The 25,983-nt window shown below is 74.7% G+C and carries 25 protein-coding genes; 12 read left to right on the top strand and 13 right to left on the bottom strand.

What is annotated here, in order from left to right; all coding sequences use genetic code 11:
- Window positions 1–147: 147 nt before the first annotated feature.
- Window positions 148–1,287, bottom strand: coding sequence for an FUSC family protein (locus tag KPL57_RS03590; RefSeq protein WP_226350446.1), 1,140 nt, complete (start codon window positions 1,285–1,287; stop codon window positions 148–150).
- Between the two features lie 116 nt (window positions 1,288–1,403).
- Here KPL57_RS03590 and KPL57_RS03585 point away from each other — a divergent pair, with 116 nt between their 5' ends.
- Window positions 1,404–2,090, top strand: a complete 687-nt coding sequence (locus KPL57_RS03585; protein ID WP_226350445.1) for a gamma-glutamyl-gamma-aminobutyrate hydrolase family protein — start codon at window positions 1,404–1,406, stop codon at window positions 2,088–2,090.
- On the opposite strand, the gene KPL57_RS03580 is transcribed toward KPL57_RS03585, so the two are convergent.
- From KPL57_RS03580 to KPL57_RS03565, 4 genes are all read right to left on the bottom strand, one after another.
- Window positions 2,062–4,176, bottom strand: a complete 2,115-nt coding sequence (locus KPL57_RS03580) for a xanthine dehydrogenase family protein molybdopterin-binding subunit (protein ID WP_226350444.1) — start codon at window positions 4,174–4,176, stop codon at window positions 2,062–2,064. The genes KPL57_RS03585 and KPL57_RS03580 overlap by 29 nt on opposite strands.
- The gene (locus tag KPL57_RS03575) at window positions 4,173–5,189 is read right to left on the bottom strand and encodes a xanthine dehydrogenase family protein subunit M (RefSeq protein WP_226350443.1); all 1,017 of its coding nucleotides are present in this window, start codon (window positions 5,187–5,189) and stop codon (window positions 4,173–4,175) included. The genes KPL57_RS03580 and KPL57_RS03575 overlap by 4 nt, the downstream gene beginning before the upstream one ends.
- The gene (locus tag KPL57_RS03570) at window positions 5,186–5,734 is read right to left on the bottom strand and encodes a 2Fe-2S iron-sulfur cluster-binding protein (protein ID WP_062396781.1); all 549 of its coding nucleotides are present in this window, start codon (window positions 5,732–5,734) and stop codon (window positions 5,186–5,188) included. Before KPL57_RS03570 ends, KPL57_RS03575 begins: the two co-directional genes overlap by 4 nt.
- 79 nt (window positions 5,735–5,813) lie before the next feature.
- The gene (locus KPL57_RS03565; protein ID WP_226350442.1) at window positions 5,814–6,380 is read right to left on the bottom strand and encodes a TetR/AcrR family transcriptional regulator; all 567 of its coding nucleotides are present in this window, start codon (window positions 6,378–6,380) and stop codon (window positions 5,814–5,816) included.
- 117 nt (window positions 6,381–6,497) lie between these two features.
- Between KPL57_RS03565 and KPL57_RS03560 the strand changes: the two genes are divergently transcribed.
- Window positions 6,498–7,322 carry an LLM class flavin-dependent oxidoreductase gene (locus KPL57_RS03560; RefSeq protein ID WP_374203658.1) on the top strand — a complete coding sequence of 275 codons (825 nt, stop codon included), beginning with the start codon at window positions 6,498–6,500 and terminating at the stop codon, window positions 7,320–7,322.
- Between the two features lie 30 nt (window positions 7,323–7,352).
- Window positions 7,353–8,606, top strand: a complete 1,254-nt coding sequence (locus tag KPL57_RS03555; RefSeq protein ID WP_226350441.1) for an FAD-dependent monooxygenase — start codon at window positions 7,353–7,355, stop codon at window positions 8,604–8,606.
- Here KPL57_RS03555 and KPL57_RS03550 read toward each other — a convergent pair.
- Complete coding sequence (locus tag KPL57_RS03550; protein WP_226350440.1) at window positions 8,558–9,013, bottom strand: MarR family winged helix-turn-helix transcriptional regulator; 456 nt, start codon at window positions 9,011–9,013, stop codon at window positions 8,558–8,560. The genes KPL57_RS03555 and KPL57_RS03550 overlap by 49 nt on opposite strands.
- A 284-nt stretch (window positions 9,014–9,297) precedes the next feature.
- Between KPL57_RS03550 and KPL57_RS03545 the strand changes: the two genes are divergently transcribed.
- From KPL57_RS03545 to KPL57_RS03535, 3 genes are read left to right on the top strand one after another with little or no spacing between them, the layout of a single operon-like run.
- A complete protein-coding gene (locus KPL57_RS03545) occupies window positions 9,298–9,966 on the top strand; it encodes an ABC transporter ATP-binding protein (protein WP_073577370.1) in 669 nt (222 codons plus the stop codon).
- On the top strand, window positions 9,963–11,183 hold the full coding sequence (locus KPL57_RS03540; RefSeq protein WP_161151480.1) for an ABC transporter permease: 1,221 nt from the start codon (window positions 9,963–9,965) through the stop codon (window positions 11,181–11,183). The genes KPL57_RS03545 and KPL57_RS03540 overlap by 4 nt, the downstream gene beginning before the upstream one ends.
- A gap of 20 nt (window positions 11,184–11,203) precedes the next feature.
- The gene (locus KPL57_RS03535; RefSeq protein WP_226350439.1) at window positions 11,204–12,856 is read left to right on the top strand and encodes an HlyD family efflux transporter periplasmic adaptor subunit; all 1,653 of its coding nucleotides are present in this window, start codon (window positions 11,204–11,206) and stop codon (window positions 12,854–12,856) included.
- Between the two features lie 15 nt (window positions 12,857–12,871).
- On the opposite strand, the gene KPL57_RS03530 is transcribed toward KPL57_RS03535, so the two are convergent.
- Entirely contained in the window at window positions 12,872–13,630 is a 759-nt protein-coding gene (locus KPL57_RS03530; RefSeq protein WP_226350438.1) for an SDR family NAD(P)-dependent oxidoreductase, read from the bottom strand.
- A gap of 150 nt (window positions 13,631–13,780) precedes the next feature.
- Between KPL57_RS03530 and KPL57_RS03525 the strand changes: the two genes are divergently transcribed.
- On the top strand, window positions 13,781–14,209 hold the full coding sequence (locus KPL57_RS03525; protein ID WP_178373026.1) for a hypothetical protein: 429 nt from the start codon (window positions 13,781–13,783) through the stop codon (window positions 14,207–14,209).
- A gap of 16 nt (window positions 14,210–14,225) precedes the next feature.
- On the opposite strand, the gene KPL57_RS03520 is transcribed toward KPL57_RS03525, so the two are convergent.
- The gene (locus tag KPL57_RS03520; protein ID WP_226350437.1) at window positions 14,226–15,782 is read right to left on the bottom strand and encodes an MFS transporter; all 1,557 of its coding nucleotides are present in this window, start codon (window positions 15,780–15,782) and stop codon (window positions 14,226–14,228) included.
- Window positions 15,783–15,860: 78 nt separating this feature from the next.
- On the opposite strand from KPL57_RS03520, the gene KPL57_RS03515 reads away from it, so the two are divergent.
- The 5 genes from KPL57_RS03515 to eutC all read left to right on the top strand — a co-directional run bounded on the left by KPL57_RS03515 (window position 15,861) and on the right by eutC (window position 20,449).
- The gene (locus tag KPL57_RS03515) at window positions 15,861–16,424 is read left to right on the top strand and encodes a TetR/AcrR family transcriptional regulator (protein WP_226350436.1); all 564 of its coding nucleotides are present in this window, start codon (window positions 15,861–15,863) and stop codon (window positions 16,422–16,424) included.
- Between the two features lie 141 nt (window positions 16,425–16,565).
- Window positions 16,566–16,772: a hypothetical protein gene (locus tag KPL57_RS03510; RefSeq protein WP_226350435.1), complete on the top strand. Its 207-nt coding sequence runs from the start codon at window positions 16,566–16,568 to the stop codon at window positions 16,770–16,772.
- Window positions 16,773–16,947: 175 nt separating this feature from the next.
- Window positions 16,948–18,342, top strand: a complete 1,395-nt coding sequence (gene eat / locus KPL57_RS03505) for an ethanolamine permease (protein WP_226350434.1) — start codon at window positions 16,948–16,950, stop codon at window positions 18,340–18,342.
- Window positions 18,339–19,715 (top strand): ethanolamine ammonia-lyase subunit EutB, encoded by a 1,377-nt coding sequence (locus KPL57_RS03500; RefSeq protein ID WP_226350433.1) that lies wholly within the window; start codon window positions 18,339–18,341, stop codon window positions 19,713–19,715. The genes eat and KPL57_RS03500 overlap by 4 nt, the downstream gene beginning before the upstream one ends.
- Complete coding sequence (gene eutC / locus KPL57_RS03495) at window positions 19,712–20,449, top strand: ethanolamine ammonia-lyase subunit EutC (protein ID WP_226350432.1); 738 nt, start codon at window positions 19,712–19,714, stop codon at window positions 20,447–20,449. Before KPL57_RS03500 ends, eutC begins: the two co-directional genes overlap by 4 nt.
- On the opposite strand, the gene KPL57_RS03490 is transcribed toward eutC, so the two are convergent.
- The 5 genes from KPL57_RS03490 to KPL57_RS03470 are packed head-to-tail and all read right to left on the bottom strand — an operon-like array spanning window position 20,406 to window position 25,828.
- On the bottom strand, window positions 20,406–21,215 hold the full coding sequence (locus tag KPL57_RS03490; RefSeq protein ID WP_226350431.1) for an enoyl-CoA hydratase: 810 nt from the start codon (window positions 21,213–21,215) through the stop codon (window positions 20,406–20,408). The genes eutC and KPL57_RS03490 overlap by 44 nt on opposite strands.
- Window positions 21,212–22,096, bottom strand: a complete 885-nt coding sequence (gene mmsB / locus KPL57_RS03485) for a 3-hydroxyisobutyrate dehydrogenase (RefSeq protein ID WP_226350430.1) — start codon at window positions 22,094–22,096, stop codon at window positions 21,212–21,214. Before mmsB ends, KPL57_RS03490 begins: the two co-directional genes overlap by 4 nt.
- Window positions 22,093–23,175 (bottom strand): enoyl-CoA hydratase/isomerase family protein, encoded by a 1,083-nt coding sequence (locus KPL57_RS03480; RefSeq protein ID WP_226350429.1) that lies wholly within the window; start codon window positions 23,173–23,175, stop codon window positions 22,093–22,095. Before KPL57_RS03480 ends, mmsB begins: the two co-directional genes overlap by 4 nt.
- A complete protein-coding gene (locus tag KPL57_RS03475) occupies window positions 23,172–24,329 on the bottom strand; it encodes an acyl-CoA dehydrogenase family protein (protein ID WP_226350428.1) in 1,158 nt (385 codons plus the stop codon). Before KPL57_RS03475 ends, KPL57_RS03480 begins: the two co-directional genes overlap by 4 nt.
- Entirely contained in the window at window positions 24,326–25,828 is a 1,503-nt protein-coding gene (locus tag KPL57_RS03470) for a CoA-acylating methylmalonate-semialdehyde dehydrogenase (protein ID WP_226350427.1), read from the bottom strand. Before KPL57_RS03470 ends, KPL57_RS03475 begins: the two co-directional genes overlap by 4 nt.
- Window positions 25,829–25,983: the final 155 nt, after the last annotated feature.

The following is a 25,983-nucleotide window of genomic DNA, read 5'->3' as shown; positions in this document are numbered from 1 at the left end:
CTCCTCGTCCGTTCGCGGTGATCGAGGTGAGGTTCGGGGCGGCCCCGCCGGCTGCAGGATCTCAACCGACAGGACCTGGGCCGGCGTACGCCCCGGGTACGAGTGCCGACATGGACCTGACGTACCCCGTCGGCGGCCGCCCACACGTCACCGGTCCGCCGGATGCAGATCCGGGCTGCGGTCGGCCGGTCCGGCGTGCAGGTGGTCCAGGCAACGCCGCAGGTGCAGCACGATCCCCGACGCGGCGAGGCTCGACTCCCAGCCCGCGCGCTGGGAGTCGAGCCGGTCGGTGACCCGGTCCAGCGCCTCCCGGGCGGCGGCCAGGTGGCGGCGGTGCCCGTCGAGCCCGGCGGGTGCGGGGCCGCGGGTGAGGTGCGCCAGCTCCGCCGACCGGATCGCGGTGGCCAGGTCACGCATCGCCTCCGCGACCGGGGTGCGCAGCTCCGGGTCCAGGACGAGCACGGTGCGCTCGGCCCACGCCGTCTGGGCCAGGACCGTGCTGATGTCGCGGACGAGCACCGCGAGCTGTTCCAGGGTCTGCGCGGCCTCGTAGAGCTGCTGGCCGCGGGCCCGGTAGGCACGCGCCCGCAGGTTGGCCCGCCGGCCGGCGTCGGCGGAGCGGACCGCCTCCCGGGTCGCGTCGATCAGCGGCTCGAAGTCGTGGCGGTGGCGGGTCCACTCCTCGCGCTCCGGCGGCCACCGCTCGGCCAGGACCTCCGCCATCTCCTGCAGGTGGTCGGCGATGCCGTCGCGCAGCCGCGCCACCACTCGGTGCGCGCGGGCGTTCTGCGGCGGAGGCGGCAGGGCCAGGGTGACCGCGACCCCGACGAGCACGCCGAGCAGGGTCTGGCCGAGGTAGCCCGCCATGAAGCCGGACGGGTCCGTCGCACCGATGAGGATCGTGAACAGCGCCGCGGTGGGGACGAGGTCGCGGGCCGCGGAGAGGATCGGGACGGCACCCACCGCGATGCCGGCGAGGACGGCCGCGGCCACCGCCCACCACTGCGCGCCGCCCAGGTGCAGGGCGGCGGCACCGAGGCCGACGCCGAGGCCGGTCGCGAGCACCGCGTACAGGCTCTGGCGCAGCGAGTCGAAGACGGTCGGGTAGCAGACGAGCAGGGCACCGAGCGGCGCGTAGTAGGGGTACTGGCCGAGGACACCGGGGACGAGGGTGGCGAGATACCAGGCGGCGCCGGCCGCGGCGCCGGCGCGCCAGGCCAGCCGCATGCGGTGGCGCAGTCCCTCGGTGAACGGGGAGGCCGGGGAGTTCGGGTGGTGCGGGATCAACGACGGCTCCGTCGGTCGTGCAGGTGGTGCGGGAGCGGGGCCGGCTGTTCGACCGCGAAGGGCGCGCACTACCCGCGACCGCGCGGGACAAACCCGGGTGGTGGCAGGGTGTGCCGGTGCGCGCCATCGTGATCGGCCACGACCACGTCGCCGGGCTCGGGCTGCTCGGCCGTGCCCTGGAACGACGCGGGATCCGTCCGGAGTGGACGACGGTGGTGCCCGCGGACCGGTACGACACCCCGGACGTCGACGCCGGGTTCCCCGACCCCACCGGGGCCGGCCTGGTGGTCACGCTCGGCGCGCCGTGGCCGAGGGAGCGGATCGCAGGGTGGGCGGCCCGTGAGGTCGCCTTCCTGCGCCGGACGCACGACGCCGGGGTGCCGGTGCTGGCGGTCTGCTTCGGCGCCCAGCTCCTCGCCGAGGCCCTCGGCGGCTCCCGGACGACGCTGCCGGCCGCGCGGATCGGATGGCACCCGGTCGACCCGGTCGACGGCCGCCTCCCGGCCGGGCCGTGGTTCTGCTGGAACGCCGAGCAGCTCGTCGCGCCGCCCGGGGCGGAGCTGCTCGCCACCAGCGGGGCCGGGCACGAGGCGTTCGTGGCCGGTCGCAGCGTGGGCGTGCAGTTCCACCCCGAGATGACCGTGGACCTGCTGGAGCGCTGGTACTCCCTCGGCGTGCCGGACGGTCTCGACGCCCACGCGCTCCGGGCGGCGACGGCGGCGCAGGACCCGCAGCGGCTCGCCGAACGGGCCGAGCGGGTCCTGGCGCTCGCGCTCAGGCCCCCAGGAAGTGCTCCAGGGTGATCGGCAGCGACCGGACCCGCACGCCGGTGGCGTGGTGGGCGGCGTTCGCGACGGCCGCGGCCACCCCGACGATCCCGATCTCCCCGATCCCCTTGGCGCCCACCGGGTTGACGTGCGGGTCGTCCTCGTCGACCCACTCGGCGTCGATGTCGCCGACGTCGGCGTTAGCCGCCACGTGGTAGCCGGCGAGGTCGTGGTTGACGACGTGCCCGCGGGCCGGGTCGACGACGCCCTCCTCGTGCAGCGCCATCGACAGCCCCCACACCATCCCGCCGAGGAACTGCGAGCGCGCGGTCAGCGGGTTGAGGATGCGGCCCGCGGCGAACACCCCCAGCATCCGCGGCACCCGGATCTCCCCGGTGTCGGCGTGCACCGCGACCTCGACGAAGTGCGCCCCGTGCGCGCCCATCGCGTACTCGGCCATCGCCGGGTTGTGCCCGGCGACGCCGTCGGCCTCCGCCGCGTCCTCGGGGTCGGTGCCCCACTTGTCGCGGAACCGGTCGGCGGCGTCGACGATCGCCGTCGCCCAGGACGCGGTGCCCGCGGAGCCGCCGGCCACGGTCGCGTGCGGCAGACCGGTGTCGCCCAGGTTCAGGTCGACCTGCGCGGGTGGCACCCCGAGTGCCTCGGCGGAGATCTGGGTGAGCACCGTGCGGGCGCCCTGCCCGATGTCGGCCGCGGCGATGTCCACCCGGTAGCGGCCGGGCGCACCGGCACCGCCGGCGTCGAACCGGATCGCGGCGGCGGAGCCGGGCATCGCGAAGGACGGGAAGAACGCGGCGGCCACGCCGGTGCCGTGCCACCAGCCGTCGACGAGCCGGGTGCGCGGGCGCGGGTCCCGGTCGGCCCAGCCGAACCGCTCGGCGCCGCGCCGCAGGCAGGCCACGAGGTTGCGGCTGGAGAACGGCCTGCCGGTGTCGGGGTCGACGTCGGGCTCGTTGAGGATCCGCAGCTCGACCGGGTCGATCCCGAGGGCGACGGCGAGCTCGTCGAGCGCGGACTCCGCGCCGAAGCTGCCGGGCGCCTCGCCGGGTGCGCGCATGAACGTCGGCGTGGACAGGTCCAGCGGCACGACCCGGTGCGAGGTCCGCCGGTGCGGCGACGCGTACAGGTGCCTGCTGATCACCGCGGTCGGCTCGCCGAACTCGGCCATCCGCGCCCCGGACTCGACGACGTCGTGGCCGAGCGAGTGCAGCCGCCCGTCGGTCCCGGCGCCGAGCCGGATGCGCTGCACCGTCGCCGGGCGGTACCCGGTGGTGTCGGTCATCTCGCGGCGGGTCAGCGACAGCTTCACCGACCGGCCGGGGACCGCGCGCGCGGCGAGCACCGCCAGGACCGACCCCGCGTGCAGCGCCCCCTTGGTGCCGAACCCGCCGCCGACGTGCGGCGAGACGACGGTGACGGCGTCGTCGCCGATCCCGAACAGGGCCGCGACCTGGCGTCGCGCGTCCCAGACGGCCTGCGAGGACTCGAACAGCGTGAGGTGCCCGCCGTCCCAGCGCGCGACGGTGGAGTGCGGCTCCATCGGGTGGTGGTACTCGATCGGCGTCGTGTAGGTGGCGTCGACCTGCACGGGGGCCTCGTCGAACGCCGTCTCCGGGTCGCCGGTGCGTGTGTCCGGCGGGAACGCGACGACGACCTCGGGGGTGTAGGCCTCGGCCGACTCCGGGTCGAACGCGGTGGTGGCGGGCTCCGCGTCGTAGTCGACGACGACGAGGTCGGCCGCCTCCCGGGCCGCCTCGGCGGTCTCGGCGAGCACCGCGGCGACGTACTGGCCGCGGTGGTGCACGGCGCCGGTCTGCAGGACGGCCTGCTCGGTGTTCGCGCCGTCGTCGAGGCGGGGCGCGGTGTCCGGGGTCAGGACGGCGACCACCCCGGGGACCGCGGCCGCGGCGGTGGTGTCGACCGAGCGGACCCGGCCGCGGGCGATCGTCGCCCCGACGCCGCGCAGGTGCAGCGGTGCGGCGGCGTCCTGCTCGTAGGCGTAGACGGCGTTGCCGGTGACCTTGGCGGGGCCCTCGATCCGGGTGTGCGACGTGCCTGCGGCGCCGTCGGTCGTGGTGCCGGGGGTGACGGTGCTGGTCATGCGGCCTCCGTCCGGTGCGCGGCGAGGCCGCGCAGGGTGGCGGTGACCGTGCCGGCCACCAGCGGGATCTTGAAGGCGTTGCCGCCGACGGCGGTGTCGACGGCGCGGGCGTCGGCGGTCTCGGCCGCCGCGGCGGCGCGGAACGCCTCGTCGGTGGCGGGCCCGCCGAGCAGCGCCTGCTCGGCGCGGTGCGCCCGCCACGGCCGGTGCGCGACCCCGCCGAGGGCGATCCGCACGTCGCGGACGGTGCCGTCGTCGGCGACGTCGAGGGCCGCGGCGACCGACACCAGCGCGAACGCGTACGAGGCGCGGTCGCGGACCTTGCGGTAGGTGGAGTGCGCGGCGACCGGCAGCGCGGGCAGCTCGACCGAGGTGATCAGCTCCCCGTGCTCCAGCACGGTGTCGCGGCCCGGGTCGTCGCCGGGCAGCCGGTGCAGCTCGGTGGCGGCGACGGTGCGCTCCCCGTCCGGGCCGAGGACGTGCACGCGGGCGTCGAACGCGGCCAGCGCGACCGCCATGTCCGACGGGTGGGTCGCGATGCAGCCGCCCTCGGGTGCGCCGAGGATCGCGTGGTGGCGGGCCCAGCCGTGCTGCGCGGAGCAGCCCTGCCCGGGGTCGCGCTTGGTGCAGGGCGCGGTGAGGTCGGCGAAGTAGGAGCAGCGGGTGCGCTGCAACAGGTTCCCGCCGGTCGTCGCCATGTTGCGCAGCTGCCCCGAGGCCCCGGCGAGCAGCGCCGCGGACAGCGCCGGGTAGTCGCGTCGGACCCGCGGGTCCACGGCGACGTCGGTGTTGCGGGCGCCCGCGCCGATGGACAGGCCGCCGTCGGCGGTCGGGGTGATCCCGGTGGGCAGCAGGCCGGTGACGTCGACGAGCGTGCCCGGCTCGACCAGGCCCAGCTTGAGGTGGTCGACGAGGTTGGTCCCGCCGGCCAGGTAGGCGGCGGACGGGTCGGCGGAGACGGCGGCGACCGCGGCCTCTGCGTCGCCGGGACGGGTGTAGGCGAACGGCTTCACCGCGACGCCCCCGTCCCGGTGCCCACGGCACCGACGGCGTCGACGATGCCGGAGTAGGCGGCGCAGCGGCACAGGTTCCCGGACAGGCGCTCGGCGATCTCGGCGCGGTCCAGCACGGCCGGTCCGTCGCCGGACAGGTCGGCGGTGACCGCGCTGGGGTGCCCGGCGCGGGCCTCGTCCAGCATCCCGACGGCCGAGCAGATCTGGCCGGGGGTGCAGTAGCCGCACTGGTAGGCGTCGTGGGCGACGAAGGCCTCGGCGAGCGGGTGCAGGTCCGCGCCGGTGCCGAGGCCGTCGGCGGTGGTGACCGCGGCGTCGTCGTGGGCGACGGCGAGCGAGAGGCAGGACAGCACGCGGCGGCCCGGCCCCTGTTCACCGGGTGCGGCCAGCAGGACGGTGCACGCACCGCACTGGCCGTGGTCGCAGCCCTTCTTGGCGCTGGTCACGCCGAGCCGGTCACGCAGCGCGTCGAGGACGGTGGTCCGGGTGTCGACCGTCAGCTCGTGGCGACGGCCGTCGACGGTGAGGGAGATCGTGGAGTCCACGATGGTGCGCTCCTTCGGGAGACGGAGTGGAGACCTTGAAACGGAGCCTCCTCCGGAAAATATAGGAACGATGTTCCGGTTACGCAACCCGGAGGCCCGCGAGGAAGAAGCCGACGGCGCGGCGGGCGTCGTAGGCGGGGTCGGCCTCGGCACCGAAGCACAGGTTGCCGATCCCCCGCAGCACCTCGTAGGCGGTGACGTCGGACGGCAGCTGCCCGGCCTCCCGCGCCGCCCGGACGATCTCCTCCCCCGCCGGCAGCAGCCGCTCCAGGAACAGCTCGTGCAGGGCGGCGGAGCGGCCGTCGTCGTGGACGAGCATCGCGACCAGCCCGTGCTTGGTGACGAGCAGGTCGACGAACTCCCCGACCCAGGCCGTGAGGGCGTCGAACGGCGTCGGACCGGCGTCGAGGCAGGTCCGTGCGGCCGCCGCGCACCCCTCGACCTGGTGCCGGTAGACGGCGACGACCAGGTCGGGCCGGGTCGGGAAGTGCCGGTAGACCGTCCCCACGCCGACACCGGCACGGGCGGCGATCGCCCGGACCGGCGCGTCGACGCCCGCGGTCACGAACTCGGCCGCGGCGGCCTCGAGCAGGGCGGCACGGCTGCGCCGGGCGTCGGACCGGACCGGTTCCCGCTGCACACCCACCGCACACTCCCTTGCCGACCGGAACACTGTTCCGTATCGTACCCGGAACATTGTTCCGTTTCATCTCCCGCAGGAGCCCCCGTGTCCCGAGCGTCCATCGGCATCATGACCGCCCAGATGCAGACCACCTACGACGACCTGCTGCGCGTCTGGCTCGAGGCCGACGAGCTGCCCGGCATCGAGCACGCCTGGCTGTTCGACCACCTCATGCCGATCGGCGGCGACCCGCTGGGGCCGGCCCTCGACGGCTGGACCACCCTGTCCGCGCTGGCCGCGCGGACCCGACGGCTGCGTCTGGGCCTGCTGGTCACCAGCAACCGGTTCCGCCCGCCCGCGGTGCTGGCCAAGATCGCGACGACGGTCGACGTCGTCTCCGGCGGGCGGCTCGACCTGGGCATCGGCGTCGGGTCCCGCCCGGACCACCCGCTCGCCCGCCGCGAGTACGAGGCGCACGGCCTGCCCTTCGCCGCCACCGCCGACGCCGTCACCGCGCTCGACGAGGCCTGCACGGTGATCCGGCGGCTGTGGACCGAGACCGAGCCGTTCGACGTCGACGGCGAGCAGGTGCGGCTCACCGGCGCGTTCGGCAGCCCGAAACCGGTGCAGGCCCACCCGCCGATCGTGATCGGCGGGCGGGCCAGGGCGACGCTGCGGATCGCGGCACGGCACGCCGACGTCTGGAACATCCCCGGCGGCGACCTCGACGACGCCGTCGCCCGCAGCGCGATGCTCGACGGGCTGTGCGCCGACATCGGCCGGGACCCGGCGGAGATCACCCGGTCGATCCACCTGGGCGTCTCCTACGACGATCCGCAGGACGCCCGCGAGCGGGTCTCCGCCGCCGTCGCCGCGGGGTTCGGGCACGTGGTCCTCGGGCTGCCCGCGCCGTTCCCGGAGGGCGCCGCCCGCTGGGTGGCCGACGAGATCGTCGCGCAGGTTTAGCCGACCGGGTAGTTCGGTCATCTAACTACCATGACCTCCTCCCGGCACGCCCTGATCTCCGGCGCCGGCATCGCCGGCTCCGCGCTCGCCCTGCGCCTGGCCGCGTACGGCTGGCGGACGACCGTCCTGGAGCGCGCGCCGCGGCAGCGCGACGAGGGGCACAACATCGACGTCCGCGGCACCGCCCGCGAGGTCCTGCGCCGGATGGGCCTGGAGGACGCCGTGCGGGCCGCCGGCACCCGGGAGGTCGGCTTCCGCGTGATCGGCGACGACGGGCGCCCGGTCGCCGAGATCCCGATGGACCCGACCGGGTCGACCGACGGTCCGACCGCCGAGCTGGAGATCCTGCGCGGCGAGCTGGCCCGGGTGCTGATCGAGGCCGCGCCGGGGTCCACGACGTTCCGGTTCGGCACCCGGATCGCCGGCGTCGAGGACCGGGGCACCGGCGACGGCCCGGCCCGGGTCGCCCTCGACGACGGCACGACCGTCACCGCCGACCTCGTCGTGGTCGCCGAGGGACTGCGGTCGCGCACCCGCGACCTGGTGTTCGACGACGTCACCGTCCGCGAGACCGGTCTGTACGGCGCCTACCTGACGATCCCCCGCACCGCCGACGACGACGCCTGGTGGAACTGGTTCCACGAGACCGGCTCGCGCGGGGTGCACCTGCGCCCGGACAACCTGGGCACCACCCGCGCCATGCTGACCTTCCTGTCGGGGGTGCGCGGCCTGGAGACCCTCGGCGACGCCGACGTCCGCACCGTCCTGCGGCAGACCTTCGCCGACGCGGGCTGGGTCGCCCCGCGGATCCTGCGCGAGCTCGGCGACGGGCCGGACGGGGCCCCGATGTACTTCGACGCCGTCGGGCAGGTCATGGCCCCGCACTGGAGCTCGGGACGGGTGGTGCTGCTCGGCGACGCCGCGTACTGCCCGTCGCCGCTGGGCGGCGGGGGCACGAGCCTGGCCCTGATCGGTGCCTACGTGCTGGCCGGGGAGCTGGCCTCGCGCCCCGGCGACACCGCGGGTGCGCTGCGCCGCTACGAGGAGCTGCTGCGGCCCGCGACCGAGCAGGCGCAGAAGCTGCCGCCGCTGACGCTGGCCAACCCGCGGACCCGGGCCGGGATCCGGACGCTGCGCACCGCGTTCCGGGCCGTCGCGAGCCCGGTCGGGAAGCGTGTCACCGGACTGCTCGGGGCCACGCCGACCGGCGCGGTCGACGCGTTCCGGCTCCCGGACTATCCGGCGCCGAGCTCGTCGAGCGTGGCGACGACCGCGCGCAGGTAGCGCTCGACGACCGCGCCCTCGTCGTCGGAGAGGCGGCGGGCGACGTCGTCGAGGGCCCGCACGACCGGCTCCCACTGCGCGAGCCGCGCGCGGAAGGACTCCTCCCGCGAGCGCACGGTGACCCGGCGGCGGTCGTGCGGGTCGGGCACCCGCTCGAGGTGGCCGGCCGCCTCGAGCCGGTCGATCAGCGCGGTGGTGGAGGCCGGCCGCAGGTCCAGCCGCCGGGCCAGCTCGGTCGGCCCGAGCGAGCCGTGCACGTCGAGCAGCCGCAGCGCCCACAGGTCGGTCGGGTGCAGCCCCGCCCGCCGGGCCTGCCTGCCGGTGAACTCGTGGGTCGCCCGGTTCACCGCCTCCAGCGCGACGGTCGGGCCGGCGAGCCCCTCCAGCAGGTGTCGTCGCTCGCCCATGCGGCCTCCCGGCGTCGGTCCACGGCACCGTATCCGGACGGGCCCGGCCGCATCCGCGACGGGACCGGTCACGAGCTGGTCACGAATTCGCGACGCCGACCCGGGGACGACTCCCCGCTCGCCACCGCGAAATGGGGATGATTCCGCGTTAACTGATCGACGACCCGCAGGTGACGGCCCTGCGCGACCATCCACCCGATCGGGTGACGACGCATTTCTGCGCACCATTCCCGACGACGACCCGACGATTTCCCGGAACCGCACCGTGCGTAATCTCCGGAATCGTGATCGAGCTGGAGGGGGTCTCCAAGGTCTACCGGACCGGAGCCCTCGAGCTGCGCGCACTCGACGCCGTGGACCTGCACGTCGACGACGGCGACCTCGTCGCGATCATGGGTCCCTCCGGCTCGGGCAAGTCCACGATGATGAACATCCTCGGCTGCCTCGACGTGCCGAGCTCCGGCGCCTACCGGCTCGACGGCATCGACGTCGGACGGATGTCGGACAACCGGCTCGCCGACGTCCGGCTGCAGAAGATCGGTTTCGTCTTCCAGTCGTTCAACCTGCTGCCGCGCACCTCGGCGCTGGCCAACGTGGAGCTGCCGCTGGTCTACGCCGGTGGGCGCGACCGCCGGGGCCGGGCGCGGCGCGCGCTGGAGCGGGTCGGGCTCGGCGACCGCGGCGACCACCGGCCCAACGAGCTCTCCGGCGGCCAGCAGCAGCGCGTCGCGGTGGCCCGTGCCCTGGTCACCGACCCGTCGATGATCCTGGCCGACGAGCCGACGGGGAACCTCGACACCGCCTCGACCACCGACGTCATGAACCTGTTCGTGGAGCTGAACGAGAGCGGCCGCACCGTCGTGCTGATCACCCACGAGCCCGAGGTCGCGGAGTTCGCCAAGCGGGTCGTGACCCTGCGCGACGGCCGGATCGTGGGTGACGAGCGCCGATGACGATCTGGGAGTCCGCGCGGATCGCGGTACGGGGCCTGCGGGCCGGGCCGCTGCGGTCGCTGCTGACGATGCTCGGGATCATCATCGGGGTCGCCGCGGTGATCGTGCTGGTCGCGTTCGGCAACGGTCTGCAGCGCTTCGTCGCCGACGCGTTCGGCCCGCTCGCCAACCAGATCCAGATCACCCCGGACCGCGGTGGCATCAGCGGCAGCGGCACCCCGCGCGACCTCACCGACGCCGACGTGCGCGCCCTGCGCGACCGGGCCTCCGCACCCGCGGTCGCCTCGGTCAGCCCGACGGTGACCGGCTCGGCGCAGCTGCAGCTGGCCGGTGGCGGGAGCGTCCGCAGCGGCGTGACCGGCGCCGACGCCGACTACCTCGACATCACCAACCGGGAGCTCGTCGTCGGGTCGTTCTTCGACGACCGGCAGGCCACGACCCGGGCGAAGGTCGTCGTGCTCGGCCCCAACCCGGTGGCGACGCTGTTCGGCGGCCGCGCCGGCGACGCGCTGGGCTCGGAGGTGCGGATCGGCCGTACCTCGTTCCGGGTGATCGGCGTGCTCGCCGCCAACGGCCAGCAGGACGACATCGCCGTCATGCCGCTGGGCGCCGCGCGCGCCTACCTGACCGGTGGCGGCGACGTCGTCGACCAGATCACCGTGCGCGCGGTGTCCACCGACGCGGTGCCGCAGGCGGTCGAGCAGGTCACGACGGTCCTCGACGACCGGCACCGCATCGACGACCCGCAGGACCGCGACTACACCGTCACCGCGCTGCAGAGCCTGCTCGACCAGTCCTCGCAGGTCCTGAGCTTCGTGACGATCTTCGTCGCGGCAGTCGCGGGCATCTCGCTGCTGGTCGGGAGCATCGGCGTCGCCAACATCATGCTGGTCACGGTGACCGAGCGGACCCGCGAGATCGGCATCCGCAAGGCCATCGGCGCGCGCCGCCGCGCGATCCTGCAGCAGTTCCTCATCGAGGCGATGGTGCTGACCGGCATCGGCGGGGTCATCGGGATCCTGGTCGGCGTCGGCGTGTCCGTGCTGGCCGGGATCGTCCTGCCCCGCCTCGTACCCGACTTCCCCGCCCCGACGGTGTCGGCCGGATCGGTGGTGCTCGCCTTCGGGGTGAGCCTGCTGATCGGGCTGCTCGCGGGCGGTTTCCCCGCCAACCGGGCCGCACGGATGCGGCCCATCGACGCCCTGCGGCACCAGTGACAGCAGCTGAGGAGCACTTCATGACCCGACTGCGGCTCGCGGGCAGCCTGCTGCTCGCCGGACTCGTCGGCCTCACGGCCTGCACCGGAGGGGACCAGCCACCGCCGACGGCCGTCGTCGACCGGGGTGTGGTCTCCACCGGGGTGTCGGCGTCGGGCTCGCTGGTGTCGATCACCCAGCAGAACCTCGGGTTCACCGACGGCGGCCGGATCACCGAGCTGCTGGTCGAGGTCGGCGAGACCGTCGCGGCGGGGCAGCCGCTGGCCCGGCTCGACGACGCCGAGGCCCGGTCGAAGGTCGCCTCCGCGCAGGCCGGGCTGGACCAGCAGCAGGCGTCGCTGGGCAAGCTGACCGGCGCGAACACCGTCGAGGCCGCGCAGGCGTCGCTGGCCTCGGCCGAGTCGGTGCTGGCCGCGACCCGGGACCAGGTCGGCGCGCAGAACGCGGCCAACGACACCGCCGTCGAGCGGGCGAAGGTCCAGCTCGCCTTCGACCGCAAGCAGCTCGCCGCGGCCCAGCAGCAGCTGGAGACCGACCGGCGGGCCTGCAAGCGCTCCGGTGGCAGCACCGCGACCGCCACCCCCGAGCCCACCACCGACCCGTCCGGCGGCGGGCTGCTCGGCGGCCTGTCCGGCGGGTCCGGCGCGTCGGGCGGGTCCGGCCTCGGCGCGGCCGCGACCGACCCGGCCTGCACCGCCGTCGCCGCCGACGAGCAGGCCGTGACGACGGCGAAGGGCCAGGTCATCACCTCGCAGACGGCGCTGTCGCAGGCCGAGGGCAGCCGCGACACCGGTGCCGCCTCCGGCCGGGTGTCGATCGCGAACGCCGAGAGCGCGGTGTCCGACGCCCGCTCCCAGCTCACCGGGGCGAACAACGACGCACCGGCCGACGTCGCGGTGCAGGACGCCGTGGTCGCCGACGCCCGCAACACCCTCGCCGACGCCCAGCGCGCCCTCGACGACACCCTGCTGCGCGCCCCGGTCGCCGGCACCGTGTCCGCGATCAACGGCGCGGTGGGCGACGTCGTGCCCGCCGCGAACGCCGCGACCGCGCTCGCCCCCGGCACCGACGCCCGGATCCCGCAGGCCGTCGGGTCGGCCTCGGCGGCCTCGGGCGGCGCGGGAGCCACCGGGGGCGGCGCGTCCGCGGCCGGCGGGGCACCGTTCCTCACCCTCAACGACCTGCAGACCTACCAGCTGGTCGTCCCGTTCGAGGAGAGCGACGCCGCCCGGGTCGCCCCGAACCAGACCGTCGACGTCACCGTCGACGCGCTGCCCGGGGTGAGCCTGCCGGCGACCGTGGTGGCCGTCGCGCCGACCGCGACGCAGCTGTCGGGCGTCGTGAGCTACTACGCGACCGTCGTGCTGAACCGCACCGACCCGCAGCTGCGCGACGGCCAGACCGCGCAGGCCGACGTGCGCACCGAGGCCCGCAACGGGGTGCTGCGGGTGCCGAACACCGCCGTCCGGCAGGAGGGCGGCCGCTCGGTCGTCGACGTGCCCGGCGACGACGGCGCCGCGGTGACCCGGCAGTTCGTCCCCGGCCTGGTCGGCGACCAGTTCACCGAGGTCCGGTCCGGCCTCGACGACGGCCAGCAGGTCCTGCTGCCGCAGGCCACCGTCGAGGCGACGCCGGGACGTCCCGGCGGCGGCGGTGGAGCGGGCGGGAACTGACCCGCCGGTGCGGGGTCAGCCGCTCATGCCGCCGTCGATCGCGAAGGTCGAGGACGTGACCATCGCGCTCGCGTCCGAGGCCAGGTAGAGCGCCGCGCGCGCGATCTCCTCGGTGGTGGTGTGCCGCCCGAGCGGGATCATCGCGTCGAAGTCGAGCGCCGCGGCGGCCTGGTCCTTGCCGGTCGCGCGCATCTCGATGTCGTCCTGGAACGGGGTCGAGGTCGGGCCCGGGTGCAGGGTGTTGACCCGGATCCGGCGCGGCGCCAGCTCCTTGGCCGCGGACCTCATCAGCCCGACCTGGCCGTGCTTGGCCGCGACGTAGGCCGACAGGTCGCCGAAGCCGACCAGCCCGACGACGCTGGAGGTGATGACGACGCTGCCGCCGTCGTTCATGTGCGGGGTCGTGTGCTTGAGCATGTGGAACGCGCCGAGCACGTGGATGGCCAGGGTGCGGGCGAACACCTCCGACGGGTAGTCGGTGATCCTCGCCAGCTCCCCGGAGTTGCCCGCGTTGCTGAAGAGCACGTCGTAGCGGCCGTAGTGGGCCGCACCGGCCCGGACCGCCTCGGCGACCGCCGCCTCGTCGGCGACGTCGGCGACGGTGGCGATCGCGTGGTCGGCGCCGAGCTCCTCGGCGGCGGCCTTCAGCCGCGGTTCGTCGATCCCGACCAGGTGCACCCGCGCCCCCTCGGCGACGAAGAGCCGGGCGGCCGCCAGGCCGATGCCGCTCTCCCCTCCGGTGATCAGCGCGACCTTGCCCTCGAGTGCACCCATCGTCGGGTCTCCCTGCGTGGTGTCCGGTGTGTGTCGTCGGCCGACCGGGATCGGCCCCTGATCTCCTACCGGACCGCGGGTGCCGGCGTCGACCGCGGAACGGGGTATTCGGTTGTGCATGACCGATCGCGGACGGGGAAGTCCGTGATCATGACTGTCACGACGCGCCGTCCCACCCCGCCCACCAGCACCGAGGAGATCGCCCGGTACGTCGCCGGCGCCGGCATGCTGCTCGCAGGCGTCGGCCACCTGACCTTCGCCCGGGAGGGCTTCCGGGCGCAGGTCCCGCACTGGATCCCGTTCGACGCCGACGCCACCGTCCTCGTCTCCGGCGGGGTGGAGCTCTCGGCCGGGCTGGGCCTGATCGCGCTGCCGAAGGAGCGCCGCCGGATGTCGGCGCTGCTCACCGCGTTCCTGGTCGGGATCTTCCCGGGCAACATCTCCCAGTTCCGGCACGGCCACGACGGCGCGGGGCTCGACAGCGACCGCAAGCGGATCGTGCGGCTCGCCGCCGAGCCGCTGATGTGGGCGGTCGCGCTGCACGCGGGCGGCCACCTCCGGCGGATGTTCCGCCGCTGAGCACCGGCATCCTGCTTCACCGGGCGCGGTCGGCGGCCGTGCGCGCCCCGGGGACGGTCCCGGCACCGTGACCGTCCCCGGCCGTCGCCGGGATGGTCCGCCAGGCGACGACCGCGGCGGCCAGGGTGACGGCCGCGGCGATCAGCGACGTCGTCTGCATCGCCGTGGTGAACGCCGCGCGGGCGCCGTCGAGGACCGGCGAGGCCGGGTCGAGGGCGTTCGTGCCCACGGCGAGCGAGTCGGTCACCGCGGCCCGCGCCGCCGGGTCCAGCCCGTCGGGCAGCGTGAGGTGCCCGCGGTAGACCAGCGAGACCACCGACCCGAGCACGGCGACGCCCATCGCGACCCCCAGTTCCAGGGCCGTCTCGGAGATGGCCGAGGCCGCGCCCGCCTTGCGCGGCGGGACCGAGGACACGACCGCGTCGGTGGTGAGCGTCTGGGTCAGGCCGACGCCGAGCCCCAGTGGGACCAGCGCCAGCGCCAGCCACAGGTAGCTGGTGAACCCCTCGGTCACCGCGACGGCCACCAGCCCCGCGGTGACCAGCGCGAGGCTGACCGCGATCGCCCGGCCGAGCCCCAGCGCACGCGAAAACCTCCCCACGACGGCCACGACGGCGATCGCCGACAGCGTGGTCGGCAGCTCCCCGAGCCCGGCCTGCAGCGGCGAGAACCCGCGCACGAGCTGCAGGTACTGGGAGAAGAAGAACAGTGTCCCGATCAGGGCGAACACCGCCATGAACCCGGCGAACACCGACCCGGCGAACGCGGGGCGGGCGAACAGGGACACGTCGATCAGCGGGACCGGCAGGCGTCGCTGACGACGGACGAACAGCGCCCCCAGTGCGAGCCCGGCGGCCAGTGCGGCGACCCCGGTGACGTCGACACCCGCGGCGACGGTGTGCTTGACCGCCCACACCACCGGCACGATCGCGGCCATCGACAGCAGCGCCGAGAGCAGGTCGAACGGGCCGGGCTCGGGGTCGCGCGACTCGGGGAGCAGCCACATCCCGGCCACGATCAGCACGACCATGATCGGCACGTTGATCAGGAACACCGCGCCCCACGAGAAGTGCTCCAGCAGCGCGCCGCCGACCAGCGGCCCGACCGCGGCGCCGCCGCTCGCCGCGGCGGCCCAGCCCGCGATGGCCCGGGCCCGCTCGGCCGGGTCGGTGAACACGGTGCGGATCAGCGACAGCGTCGAGGGCATCAGGGTCGCCCCGGCGACGCCGAGCAGCAGCCGGGCCGCGATCAGCATGGCGGGGCTGGTGGACAGCGCCGCGAACAGCGACGCCGCACCGAACGCCGCGGCGCCGACGAGCAGCAGCCGCTTGCGCCCGACGCGGTCGGCCAGCGAGCCCATCACGACGAGCAACCCGGCCAGGGCGAGGGAGTAGACGTCGCCGATCCAGAGGACCTCGTTCGCCGTCGGCGACAGGTCGGCGGTCAGCGAGGGCACCGCCAGATAGAGCACGGTGTTGTCGATCGCCAGGACCAGGACGGCGATCGACAGCACCGCGAGGGCCGCCCAGCGGCGGCGGGGCGGGAGCTCCCGGGGAGCGACGACATCGGACATGCAGAAAACTGTACCGACTGGTCGGTGAAGTTTCGACGTGGTGTCCGCCTCGCCGACCCGGGACGGGAGGATGGACCGATGGGTCGCACGTCCGGACGGTCCCCCGAGGACACCCGCAGGCTGGTGCTCGACGCCGCGGGCTCCGCCATCCGCCGCGGCGGAATCGGCACGACCCTCGACCGCGTCGCGCGCGAGGCGGGGGTCTCCAAGGGCGGGCTCGTCTACCACTTCCCCAGCAAGACCGCGCTGCTCGTCGCGCTGGCACAGGCGGAGCTCGACACCTTCCGCGACGCCGTGCACGCCCATCTCGACCGACCCGAGGGGACACCGGGCCGGCTCGTGCGCGCCTACGTGCGGGCGAGCCTGGCCCCGGTCGACGAGGGCGAGGCACTGGAGCGGTTCACGCTGATCGCGCAGCTGCTGGCGGTGCCGGAGGTCCTCCACCTGGCCCGGGCCGACGACGAGCGCTGGCAGGCCGCGCTGGCCGCGGACGGGGTGCCGGAGGCGACGCGCACGCTGGTCCTCGCCGCCGCCGACGGGATCGGCGGCCGCCCACTGTGGGCGGCGGACCTGGCCCCGCCGGCGCGGGCCCGGCTGGAGGCGGACCTGCTCGGGATGGTGGACGCGGCGCTGGAGCACTGAGCGGCCGTCACGTTCGTCGGACCACCCGACCCGTTCGCCGAGACGCCGGTGGCGATCGTTCCACCGTGCACCGATCGCTGCCAGGGTGAATCCCGCCAACCGTCCGACGCGGCCGTGGGGCCGCAGTGAGAAGGGACCACCGTGGGCGACATCGCCGGCAAGGTCGACAAGGCGTACGAGGACAAGAGCGTGGCCGAGCTGGCCGACGCCCCCGTGGACGCGCTCAAGGGCGTCTCCGAGGGCGACGCGAAGCTCCTCAAGGAGGCGTTCAACATCACGACCGTCCGTGACCTGGGCACCAACAAGTTCTTCCTCTGGGCGCAGGCGATCAGCAAGCTCGCGGACTGAGCACCCCGGTGCGGGGCGGTGCGGGCGCCACTGCCGCACCGCCCCGCACCCCGCGGCGGACACACACTCTTCACACGGTTACCCCGCGCGGCCCTACCCCGGTCCGGCCCGTACTCCCTAGCTTGTCCCCACACCCGGCGGTCCCCGCCGGTGCGGACGCGCCCAGGAGGACGACATGGCCCAGGACCCGTCGGACTACCTGGAGCGACGCCGGCTGCGGACCGGGGCGGCGGGCTGGGTCCTGCTCGCCGGGCTCGGCGTCAGCTACGTCATCTCCGGCGACTACTCGGGCTGGAACTTCGGCCTCGCCCAGGGCGGGTTCGGCGGGCTGCTGATCGCCGGCGTCGTCATCGCGGGCATGTACTTCGCGATGGTGCTGGGCATGGCCGAGCTGTCCTCGGCGCTGCCCGCCGCGGGCGGCGGCTACACCTTCGCCCGCCGCGCGCTGGGCCCGTGGGGCGGGTTCGCCACCGGCACCGCGATCCTCATCGAGTACGCCATCGCCCCCGCGGCGATCGCCACCTTCATCGGCGCCTACGTCGAGTCGCTGGGCCTGTTCGGGATCACCGACGGGTGGTGGGTCTACCTCGCCGCCTACCTGCTGTTCATCGGCATCCACATCGCCGGTGTCGGCGAGGCACTCAAGGTCATGTTCGTGATCACCACGGTCGCCGTGCTGGGACTGGTGGTGTTCGCCGTCGCCGCGGTGCCGCTGTTCGACACCGCGAACCTCGTCGACATCGCGCCGACCGCGGCCGCCGGAGCGTCGCCGTTCCTGCCGTTCGGCTACCTGGGGATCTGGGCGGCGGTGCCGTTCGCGATCTGGTTCTTCCTCGCGCTGGAGGGCGTCCCGCTGGCTGCGGAGGAGGCACGCGACCCCGAGCGGAACGTGCCCCGCGGGATCGTCGCCGCGATGCTGGTCCTGCTCGTCACCGGGGCGCTGGTGCTGGTGCTCGCGACCGGCGCGCTCGGCGCGCAGGCGCTGTCGGAGTCGGGCAACCCGCTGGTCGAGGCGCTCGGCGGGTCGACCGCGGGGGTCGTGGTCAACTACGTCGGGCTGGCCGGGCTCGTCGCGAGCTTCTTCTCGATCATCTACGCCTACTCCCGCCAGACCTTCGCGCTGTCACGCGCCGGGTACCTGCCGCGGGTGCTGTCGGTGACCAACGGCCGCAAGGCCCCCACGCTCGCCCTGATCGTCCCCGGCGCGATCGGCTTCCTGCTCTCGCTCACCGGGCAGGGCGCGGTGCTGCTCAACATGGCGGTGTTCGGCGCAGCCCTGTCCTACGTGCTGATGATGGTCAGCCACATCGTGCTGCGCCGGACCGCGCCGGAGATGCCGCGGCCCTACCGGACCCCCGGCGGCGTCGTCACGACCGGGTTCGCGCTGGTCGTCGCCGTGCTCGCGGTCATCGCGACGTTCCTCGTCGACCCGGTCGCGGCGGGCGCGACCCTCGGCGCCTTCGCCCTGTTCATGCTGTACTTCGCGCTCTACTCCCGACACCACCTGGTCGCCGCGGCCCCCGACGAGGAGTTCGCGGCGCTGGCACAGGCGGAGGCCGAGCTCACGTGACGACCCGCAGGGCCTCCGTCGGGGGGCACACCCACGAGTTCGCGGACCTGCGGGCGCTGCTGGCCGCGGCCACCCCGGAACGCTCCGGGGACGTGCTGGCCGGTGTCGCCGCCCGCTCGGAGTCCGAGCGCGTGGCCGCCCAGACGGTGCTCGCCGACCTGCCGCTCGCGACGTTCCTGGAGGAGCAGGTCGTCCCCTACGACGACGACGAGGTGACCCGGCTGATCGTCGACTCGCACGACCGCGCGGCGTTCGCCCCGGTCGCGTCGATGACCGTCGGCGGGTTCCGCGAGCACCTGCTGGACCCGTCCACCGACACCACCGCGCTCGCGCCCGGCCTGACCCCGGAGATGGTCGCGGCGACGGCCAAGCTGATGCGGCTGCAGGACCTGATCGCCGTCGCGCGGCGCACCCCGGTCGTCACCGCGTTCCGCTCGACGGTCGGGCTGCCCGGCACGATGGCGACCCGGCTGCAGCCCAACCACCCCACCGACGACCCGGCCGGGGTGACCGCGTCCATCGTCGACGGGCTGCTGCTCGGCTGCGGCGACGCCGTCATCGGCATCAACCCGGCGACCGACTCGCCGCAGCGCACCACCGACCTGCTGCACCTGATCGACGAGGTGCGCACCCGCTACGACATCCCCACCCAGTCCTGCGTGCTCGCCCACGTCACGACCTCCATCGAGATCATGGAGCGCGGCGCCCCGGTGGACCTGGTGTTCCAGTCCGTCGCCGGCACCGAGGCGGCGAACACCGGGTTCGGGGTGACCCTGGCGATGCTGCGCGAGGCGCACGACGCGGCGCTGTCGCTGGGCCGGGGCACCGTCGGCACGAACTGCATGTACTTCGAGACCGGGCAGGGCTCCGCGCTGTCGGCCGACGCCCACCACGGCGTCGACCAGCAGACGCTGGAGGCGCGGGCCTACGCCGTGGCCCGCGCATTCGACCCGCTGCTGGTCAACACCGTCGTCGGGTTCATCGGGCCGGAGTACCTCTACGACGGCAAGCAGATCACCCGCGCCGGGCTGGAGGACCACCTGTGCGGGAAGCTGCTGGGTGTCCCGATGGGTGTCGACGTCTGCTACACCAACCACGCCGAGGCCGACGCCGACGACACCGACGCCCTGCTCACGCTGCTCGGCGCGGCGGGCTGCTCGTTCGTCATCTGCGTGCCCGGCGGCGACGACGTGATGCTGCACTACCAGTCGCTGTCCTTCCACGACGCGCTCTACGCCCGGCAGGTGCTGGGTCTGCGCCCGGCGCCCGAGTTCGGGACGTGGCTGTCCACGATGGACATGCTGGCGCCGGACGGGCGACTCAAGGAGCTCGCGCCGTCCGCGGTCCGGGCGCTCACGGCAGGTGTGCGGTGAGCGGGTCCGACCCGCTGGAGCTGCTGCGGGCCTCCACCCGGGCGCGGGTCGCGCTCGGCCGGGCCGGGGACGCGCTGCCGACCGCGCGGCTGCTGGAGCTGCGGGCGGCGCACGCCGCGGCCCGCGACGCCGTGCACATCCCGCTCGACGTCGACGCGCTCGCCGACCGGATCGCCGCGCTCGGGGTGGACACGCTGCGCGCCGCCGGGGCCCCGGCCGACCGCACCGAGTACCTGACCCGGCCCGACCTGGGCCGCCGCCTCGCCGACGGCACCGACCTGCCGCGCGGGGAGCACGACGTGGTGCTCGTCGTCGCCGACGGGCTCTCGCCCCGCGCGGTCGCCGAGCACGCCCCCGGGATGCTGGCCGAGATCCTCGACCGGCTCGACGGGTGGCGGGTGGCGCCGGTCGTCGTCGCCACCCAGGCCCGGGTCGCGCTCGGCGACGAGATCGCGACCGCGGTCGGGGCGCGGCACGTCGTCGTGCTCGTCGGGGAGCGGCCGGGGATGAGCTCGGTCGACTCGCTCGGGCTGTACTTCACCTACGACGCCCACCGGGGCCGCCGCGACTCCGAGCGCAACTGCATCTCCAACGTCCGCCCGCCGCACGGCACCGGCTACGCCGCCGCCGCGACCACCCTCGCCCTGCTGATGAGCGAGGCCCGGCGGCTGAAGCTGTCCGGGGTCGCGCTCAAGGCCGATCCGGCGCTGCCCCCGGGCGCTCCGGACGGCTGAACACCGCGGGCCGCTTCTCCAGGAAGGCCGCCATCCCCTCCGCCCGGTCCGGCGTGGCGAACAGCGCGTGGAAGGCCCGGCGCTCGAACCGCAGCCCCTCGGCCAGCGAGGTCTCCAGCGCGACGGCCACGGCCTCCTTCGCCGCGGCGGTGGCCGTCCGCGACATCCCCGCGATCGTGGACGCGACGGCGAGGGCCTCGTCGAGCAGGGTGTCCGCCGGGACCACCCGGCTGACCAGGCCGGACCGCTCGGCCTCCGCGGCGTCCATGGTGCGCCCGGTGAGGCACAGGTCCATCGCCTTCGCCCGGCCCACCGCGCGGGTGAGCCGTTGCGAGCCGCCGATCCCGGGGATGACCCCGAGCCGGATCTCGGGCTGCCCGAACCGGGCGGTGTCGGCGGCGACCAGCACGTCGCACAGCATCGCGAGCTCGCACCCACCGCCGAGCGCGTGCCCGGCGACGGCCGCGACGAGCGGGGTGCGCAGCCCGGTCAGGCCGTCCCAGCCGGCGAACAGGTCGGTCGCGACGACCTCGGCGTGCGACAGCCCGGCCATCTCGGCGATGTCGGCCCCGGCGGCGAACGCCCGGTCCGAGCCGGTGATCACCACCGCACCGACGGCCGGGTCGGCGTCGAAGGCCCGCACGGCGGTGATCACCTCGTGCATGAGCTCCTGGTTCAGCGCGTTGAGCGCCTTCGGCCGGTCCAGCCGGACCAGCCCGACCCCCTCGGCCGGGGTGCTGACGACGATGGTGGTGTACCCGGTCACGACTGGTCCCTCCGGATGTCGGTGATGATCGCCGAGAAGTCCTGGGTGCGCGGGTCGCGCGCGGTGAACTCGGCGTAGCGCTCGGTGGCGCGCCTGCCGACCGCGGTGTCGACGCCGGCCTCGGCGGCCGCGGCGTCGGCGAGCCGCAGGTCCTTGAGCATGAGCTGGGCGGCGAACCCGCCGGTGAAGTCCCGGTTGGCCGGGCTGGTGGGCACCGGACCGGGCACTGGGCAGTTGGTGTCGACCGCCCAGCACCGGCCGGACGAGGTGGACAGGACGTCGTAGAGGGCCTGCGGTTCCAGCCCGAGGCGCTCGGCCAGCACGAACGCCTCGGCGACCACCACCATCGACGCGCCGAGCACCATGTTGTTGCACATCTTCGCGACCTGGCCCGCGCTCGGCCCTCCGCAGTGGACGGTGCGCTTCCCGAGCACGGCGAGGACCGGCCCCGCCGCGTCGACGGCGGCCTGCTCGCCGCCCACCATGAAGGTGAGCGTCCCGGCCTCCGCACCCACGACGCCGCCGGAGACGGGGGCGTCGACCGACGGGTGCCCGGTCGCGGCGGCCCGCGCGTGGGCCGCCCGGGCGGAGGCGACGTCGATGGTCGAGCAGTCCGCGAACAGCGCGCCGTCCGGTGCGGCCGGGAGCAGCTCGTCGTGGACGGCCAGCACGTGCTCTCCGGTGGGCAGCATGGTGATCACCACCTCGGCGTCGCGGACGGCGTCGGGGCCGGTGGGGCGCACCGTCACCCCGGCGGCGGCCGCGGTGTCGCGGGCCGCCGGGGCCGGGTCGTACCCGGTGACCTCGTGCCCGGCGGCGACCAGGTTGGCGGCCATCGGGCCGCCCATGTTCCCCAGTCCGACGACGGCGATCCGGCTCATCGGTCCTCCCCCAGTCCCAGCTCGTCGGTGTCGGTGAGCGGCGCGAAGAAGCCGTCCACCAGGGTGTCGTCGACCTGTTCGAGCACCGGTGGGTTCCAGCGCGGGTTGCGGTCCTTGTCGACGACCTGCGCGCGGATCCCCTCGACCATGTCCGGTTCGGTGAGGCAGCGCAGCGACACCCGGAACTCCTGGTCGAGCGCGTGCTCCAGCGACGGGAGCCGGCGCGCCCGGCGGACCGACTCCAGCGCGACCTTCACGCACGACGGCGAGCGCTGCCCGATCGTCTTGGCGGTGTCCTCGGCGTCGGGCACGCCGGACGCCGAGAGCCGGGCGACGATCTGCTCGGCGGTGCCGTCGGCGTAGCAGCGGTCGATCCACCAGCGGGACGCGCCGAGCCCGGCCTCGGGCTCGGGGGCGGCGAGGTGCTGGAGCAGGTGCCCGAGGTGCTCGTCGAACGCGGTGCCGGTCACCCGGACGTCGCCGAGCGCGGCGAGCAGCGCCGGGACGGTGTCGGTCGGCAGGTACCAGTCGGCCAGGCCCATGGCCAGGGCGTCGCCCGGGCCGAGCCGGCACCCGGTCAGCGCGGCGTGCGTGCCTAGCTCACCGGAGGCACGGCCGAGCAGCCAGGTGCCCCCGACGTCCGGGACGAACCCGATCCCGGTCTCGGGCATGGCGATCTGCGTGCGTTCGGTGACGATCCGGTGGCTCGCGTGGGCCGAGACCCCGACCCCGCCGCCCATGACGAGCCCGTCCATGACCGCCACGAACGGCCGCGGGTAGCGGGCGATCCGGGCGTTCAGCCGGTACTCGTCGCGCCAGAAGTCCCGGGTCGCGGTGCCGCCGGCCCGCGCGTCGTCGTGGATGGCGCGGATGTCGCCGCCCGCGCACAGGCCGCGCTCGCCCGCGCCGGTCAGCAGCACCGCGCCGATCCCGTCGTCGTGCTCCCAGTCGTCGAGGGCCGCGGCGATCGCGCGGACCATGTCGTGGGTCAGGGCGTTGATCGCCCGGGGGCGGTCGAGCTCGATGTGCCCGATCCGGCCGGTGCGTGTGAGGCGCACGTCGCTGCAGGTGGTGGTCACTGGTCCGCTCCCATCAGTCCGCGGGAGACGATCACGCGCATCACCTCGTTGGTGCCTTCGAGGATCCGGTGCACGCGCAGGTCCCGCACGATCTTCTCGATGCCGTACTCGGCGAGGTAGCCGTAGCCGCCGTGCAGCTGCAGGGCGGTGTCGGCGACGTCGTGGCCGGTGTCGGTGGCCAGCCGCTTGGCCATGGCGCAGAGCCGGGTCGCCCCGGGTTCGTCCGCGTCGAGGGCCCGGGCCGCGCGGTGCAGCAGCAGCCGGGCCGCGGTGAGCTCGGTGTGGGCGTCGGCGACCCGGAACCGCAGCCCCTGGCGCCGCGCGAGCGGCGCCCCGAACGCGGTGCGGTCGGTGAGGTGGGCGACGGCCCGGTCCAGCGCGGCGCGAGCCCCGCCGAGCGAGCAGGCGCCGATGTTGAGCCGGCCGCCGTCGAGCCCGCCCATCGCGATCCGGAAGCCCTCGCCCTCGGCCCCGAGCCGGTCGTCGTCGGACACCCGCACCCCGCGCAGCACGACCTGCCGGGTGGGCTGGGCGTTCCACCCCATCTTGGGCTCGTCCGGGCCGAACGCGAGCAGGTCTCGGGCGACGAGGAACGCGCTGATGCCGGCGGCGCCGGGCCCGCCGGTGCGGGCGAACACCAGGTAGCGGTCGGAGGTGCCCGCACCGGAGATGAACTGCTTGACGCCGTCGAGGACCCAGTCGTCGCCGTCGCGGACGGCGGTGGTGCGCAGGGCCGCGGCGTCGGAGCCGGCGTCGGGTTCGGTGAGGCAGTAGGAGGCGAGCTCGTCCATCGCGCACAGCGCGGGCAGGTACCGCTCGCGCTGGGCGGCGGTGCCGTGCCGGTCGACCATGCCGGTGACCATGTTGTGGATCGACAGGTACCCGGCCAGCGACGGGCAGCCGGTGGCCAGCGCCTCGAACACCAGCGCGGCGTCCAGCCGGGACAGTCCCGTCCCGCCGTGGTCCTCCGCGACGTACAGCGCGGCCATGCCCAGCTTCGCGGCCTCGCGGAGCACGTCGACCGGGAAGTGCTTGTCGCGGTCCCACGCCACCGCGTGCGGCGCGAGGCGCTCGGCGGCGAAGGTCTCGGCCGTGGCGACGAGGTCCCGCTGGAGGTCGGTCAGCTCGGCGGTCTCGGCGTACCGGGCGGTCACGACATCGTCGGGATCACGAAGGAGGCGCCGTCCTTGATCCCGGAGGGCCAGCGCGAGGTGACGGTCTTGGTGCGGGTGTAGAAGCGGAACGCGTCCGGGCCGTGCTGGTTGAGGTCGCCGAATCCGGAGGCCTTCCAACCGCCGAAGGTGTGGTAGGCGATCGGGACCGGGATCGGCACGTTGACGCCGACCATGCCGGTCTCCACCTTCGCCGCGAAGTCGCGGGCGGCGTCGCCGTCGCGGGTGAAGATCGCGACGCCGTTGCCGTACTCGTGGGAGTTCGCGATCCGCAGCGCCTCGGCGTAGTCGGCGGCCCGGACCACCGACAGCACCGGGCCGAAGATCTCGTCGTGGTAGAGGCCCATGTCGGTGGTGACCCGGTCGAACAGCGTCCCGCCGACGAACCAGCCGCCCTCGGCGCCCTCCGGTGCGGGCACCCCGCGCCCGTCGACGACGAGCTCCGCGCCCTCGTCGACGCCCGCGTCGATCGCGCCGGTGACCCGCTCGACCGCGTCGGCCCCGACCAGCGGCCCGAGGTCCGCGGTCTCGGAGTCCGAGCGGCCCAGGACCAGGCCACGGGCACGCTCGGCGAGCTTGGCGACGAGCCGGTCGGCGGTCTCCTCCCCCACCGGGACCGCCACCGAGATCGCCATGCAGCGCTGCCCGGCCGAGCCGAACGCGGCGCCGGACAGCGCGTCGGCGGCCTGGTCGAGGTCGGCGTCGGGCAGCACGACGAGGTGGTTCTTCGCCCCGCCGAAGCACTGCGCGCGCTTGCCGTGCGCGGTGGCGGTCGCGTACACGTGCCGGGCGATCGGGGTGGATCCGACGAACCCGACGGCGGCGACGTCGGGGTGCACCAGCAGGGCGTCGACGGCCTCGCGGTCACCGTGCACGACGTTGAGCACGCCCGGGGGCAGCCCGGCCTCGGCGAAGAGCTCGGCGATCCGGACCGGCACCGACGGGTCGCGCTCGGACGGCTTGAGGATCACCGCGTTGCCGCAGGCCAGCGCGGGTGCCGCCTTCCACAGCGGGATCATGGCGGGGAAGTTGAACGGCGTGATCGCCGCGACCACGCCGAGCGGCTGGCGCATCGAGTAGACGTCGATGCCCGGTCCGGCGTCGGTGGAGTACTCCCCCTTGAGTAGGTGCGGGGCCCCGGCGGCGAACTCGACGACCTCGAGCCCGCGCTGCAGGTCGCCGCGGGCGTCGGGGAGCGTCTTGCCGTGCTCGGAGGACAGGAGCGCGGCCAGCTCGTCGGCGTGGGCGTTCGCCAGCGCCAGGAAGCGGAGCAGGACCCGCGCCCGGCGCTGGGGGTTCCACGCCGCCCACTCCCGCTGCGCGGCCACCGCGGTGCGCACGACGTCGTCGACGTCGCCCGCACCGGCGAGCCGGACCCGGCTGCGGACGGTTCCGTGGTTGGGGTCGAAGACGTCGGAGAATCGCGCGGACGCACCCGTCCACGGTTTTCCGGAAACGAAATGGTCGATGACCTCGGACATGGGAGTGCCCCGTTCGACGAGATGGAAAAGGAGCCGGAACGGCGTCCGCGACAGCGTCCGCCTTGGCCCTATGACCATAAAGTCGGACGTCCATCTATGTCCACTGCCTGCGTGGATGTGTTCCGGAACACCATTCTTCGTCGAATTCCGGGCAT

The organism is Pseudonocardia sp. ICBG601, assembly GCF_020496245.1.
The sequence above is the reverse complement of the archived record's forward strand: the minus strand, read 5'-3'. Positions and strand labels throughout refer to the sequence as shown.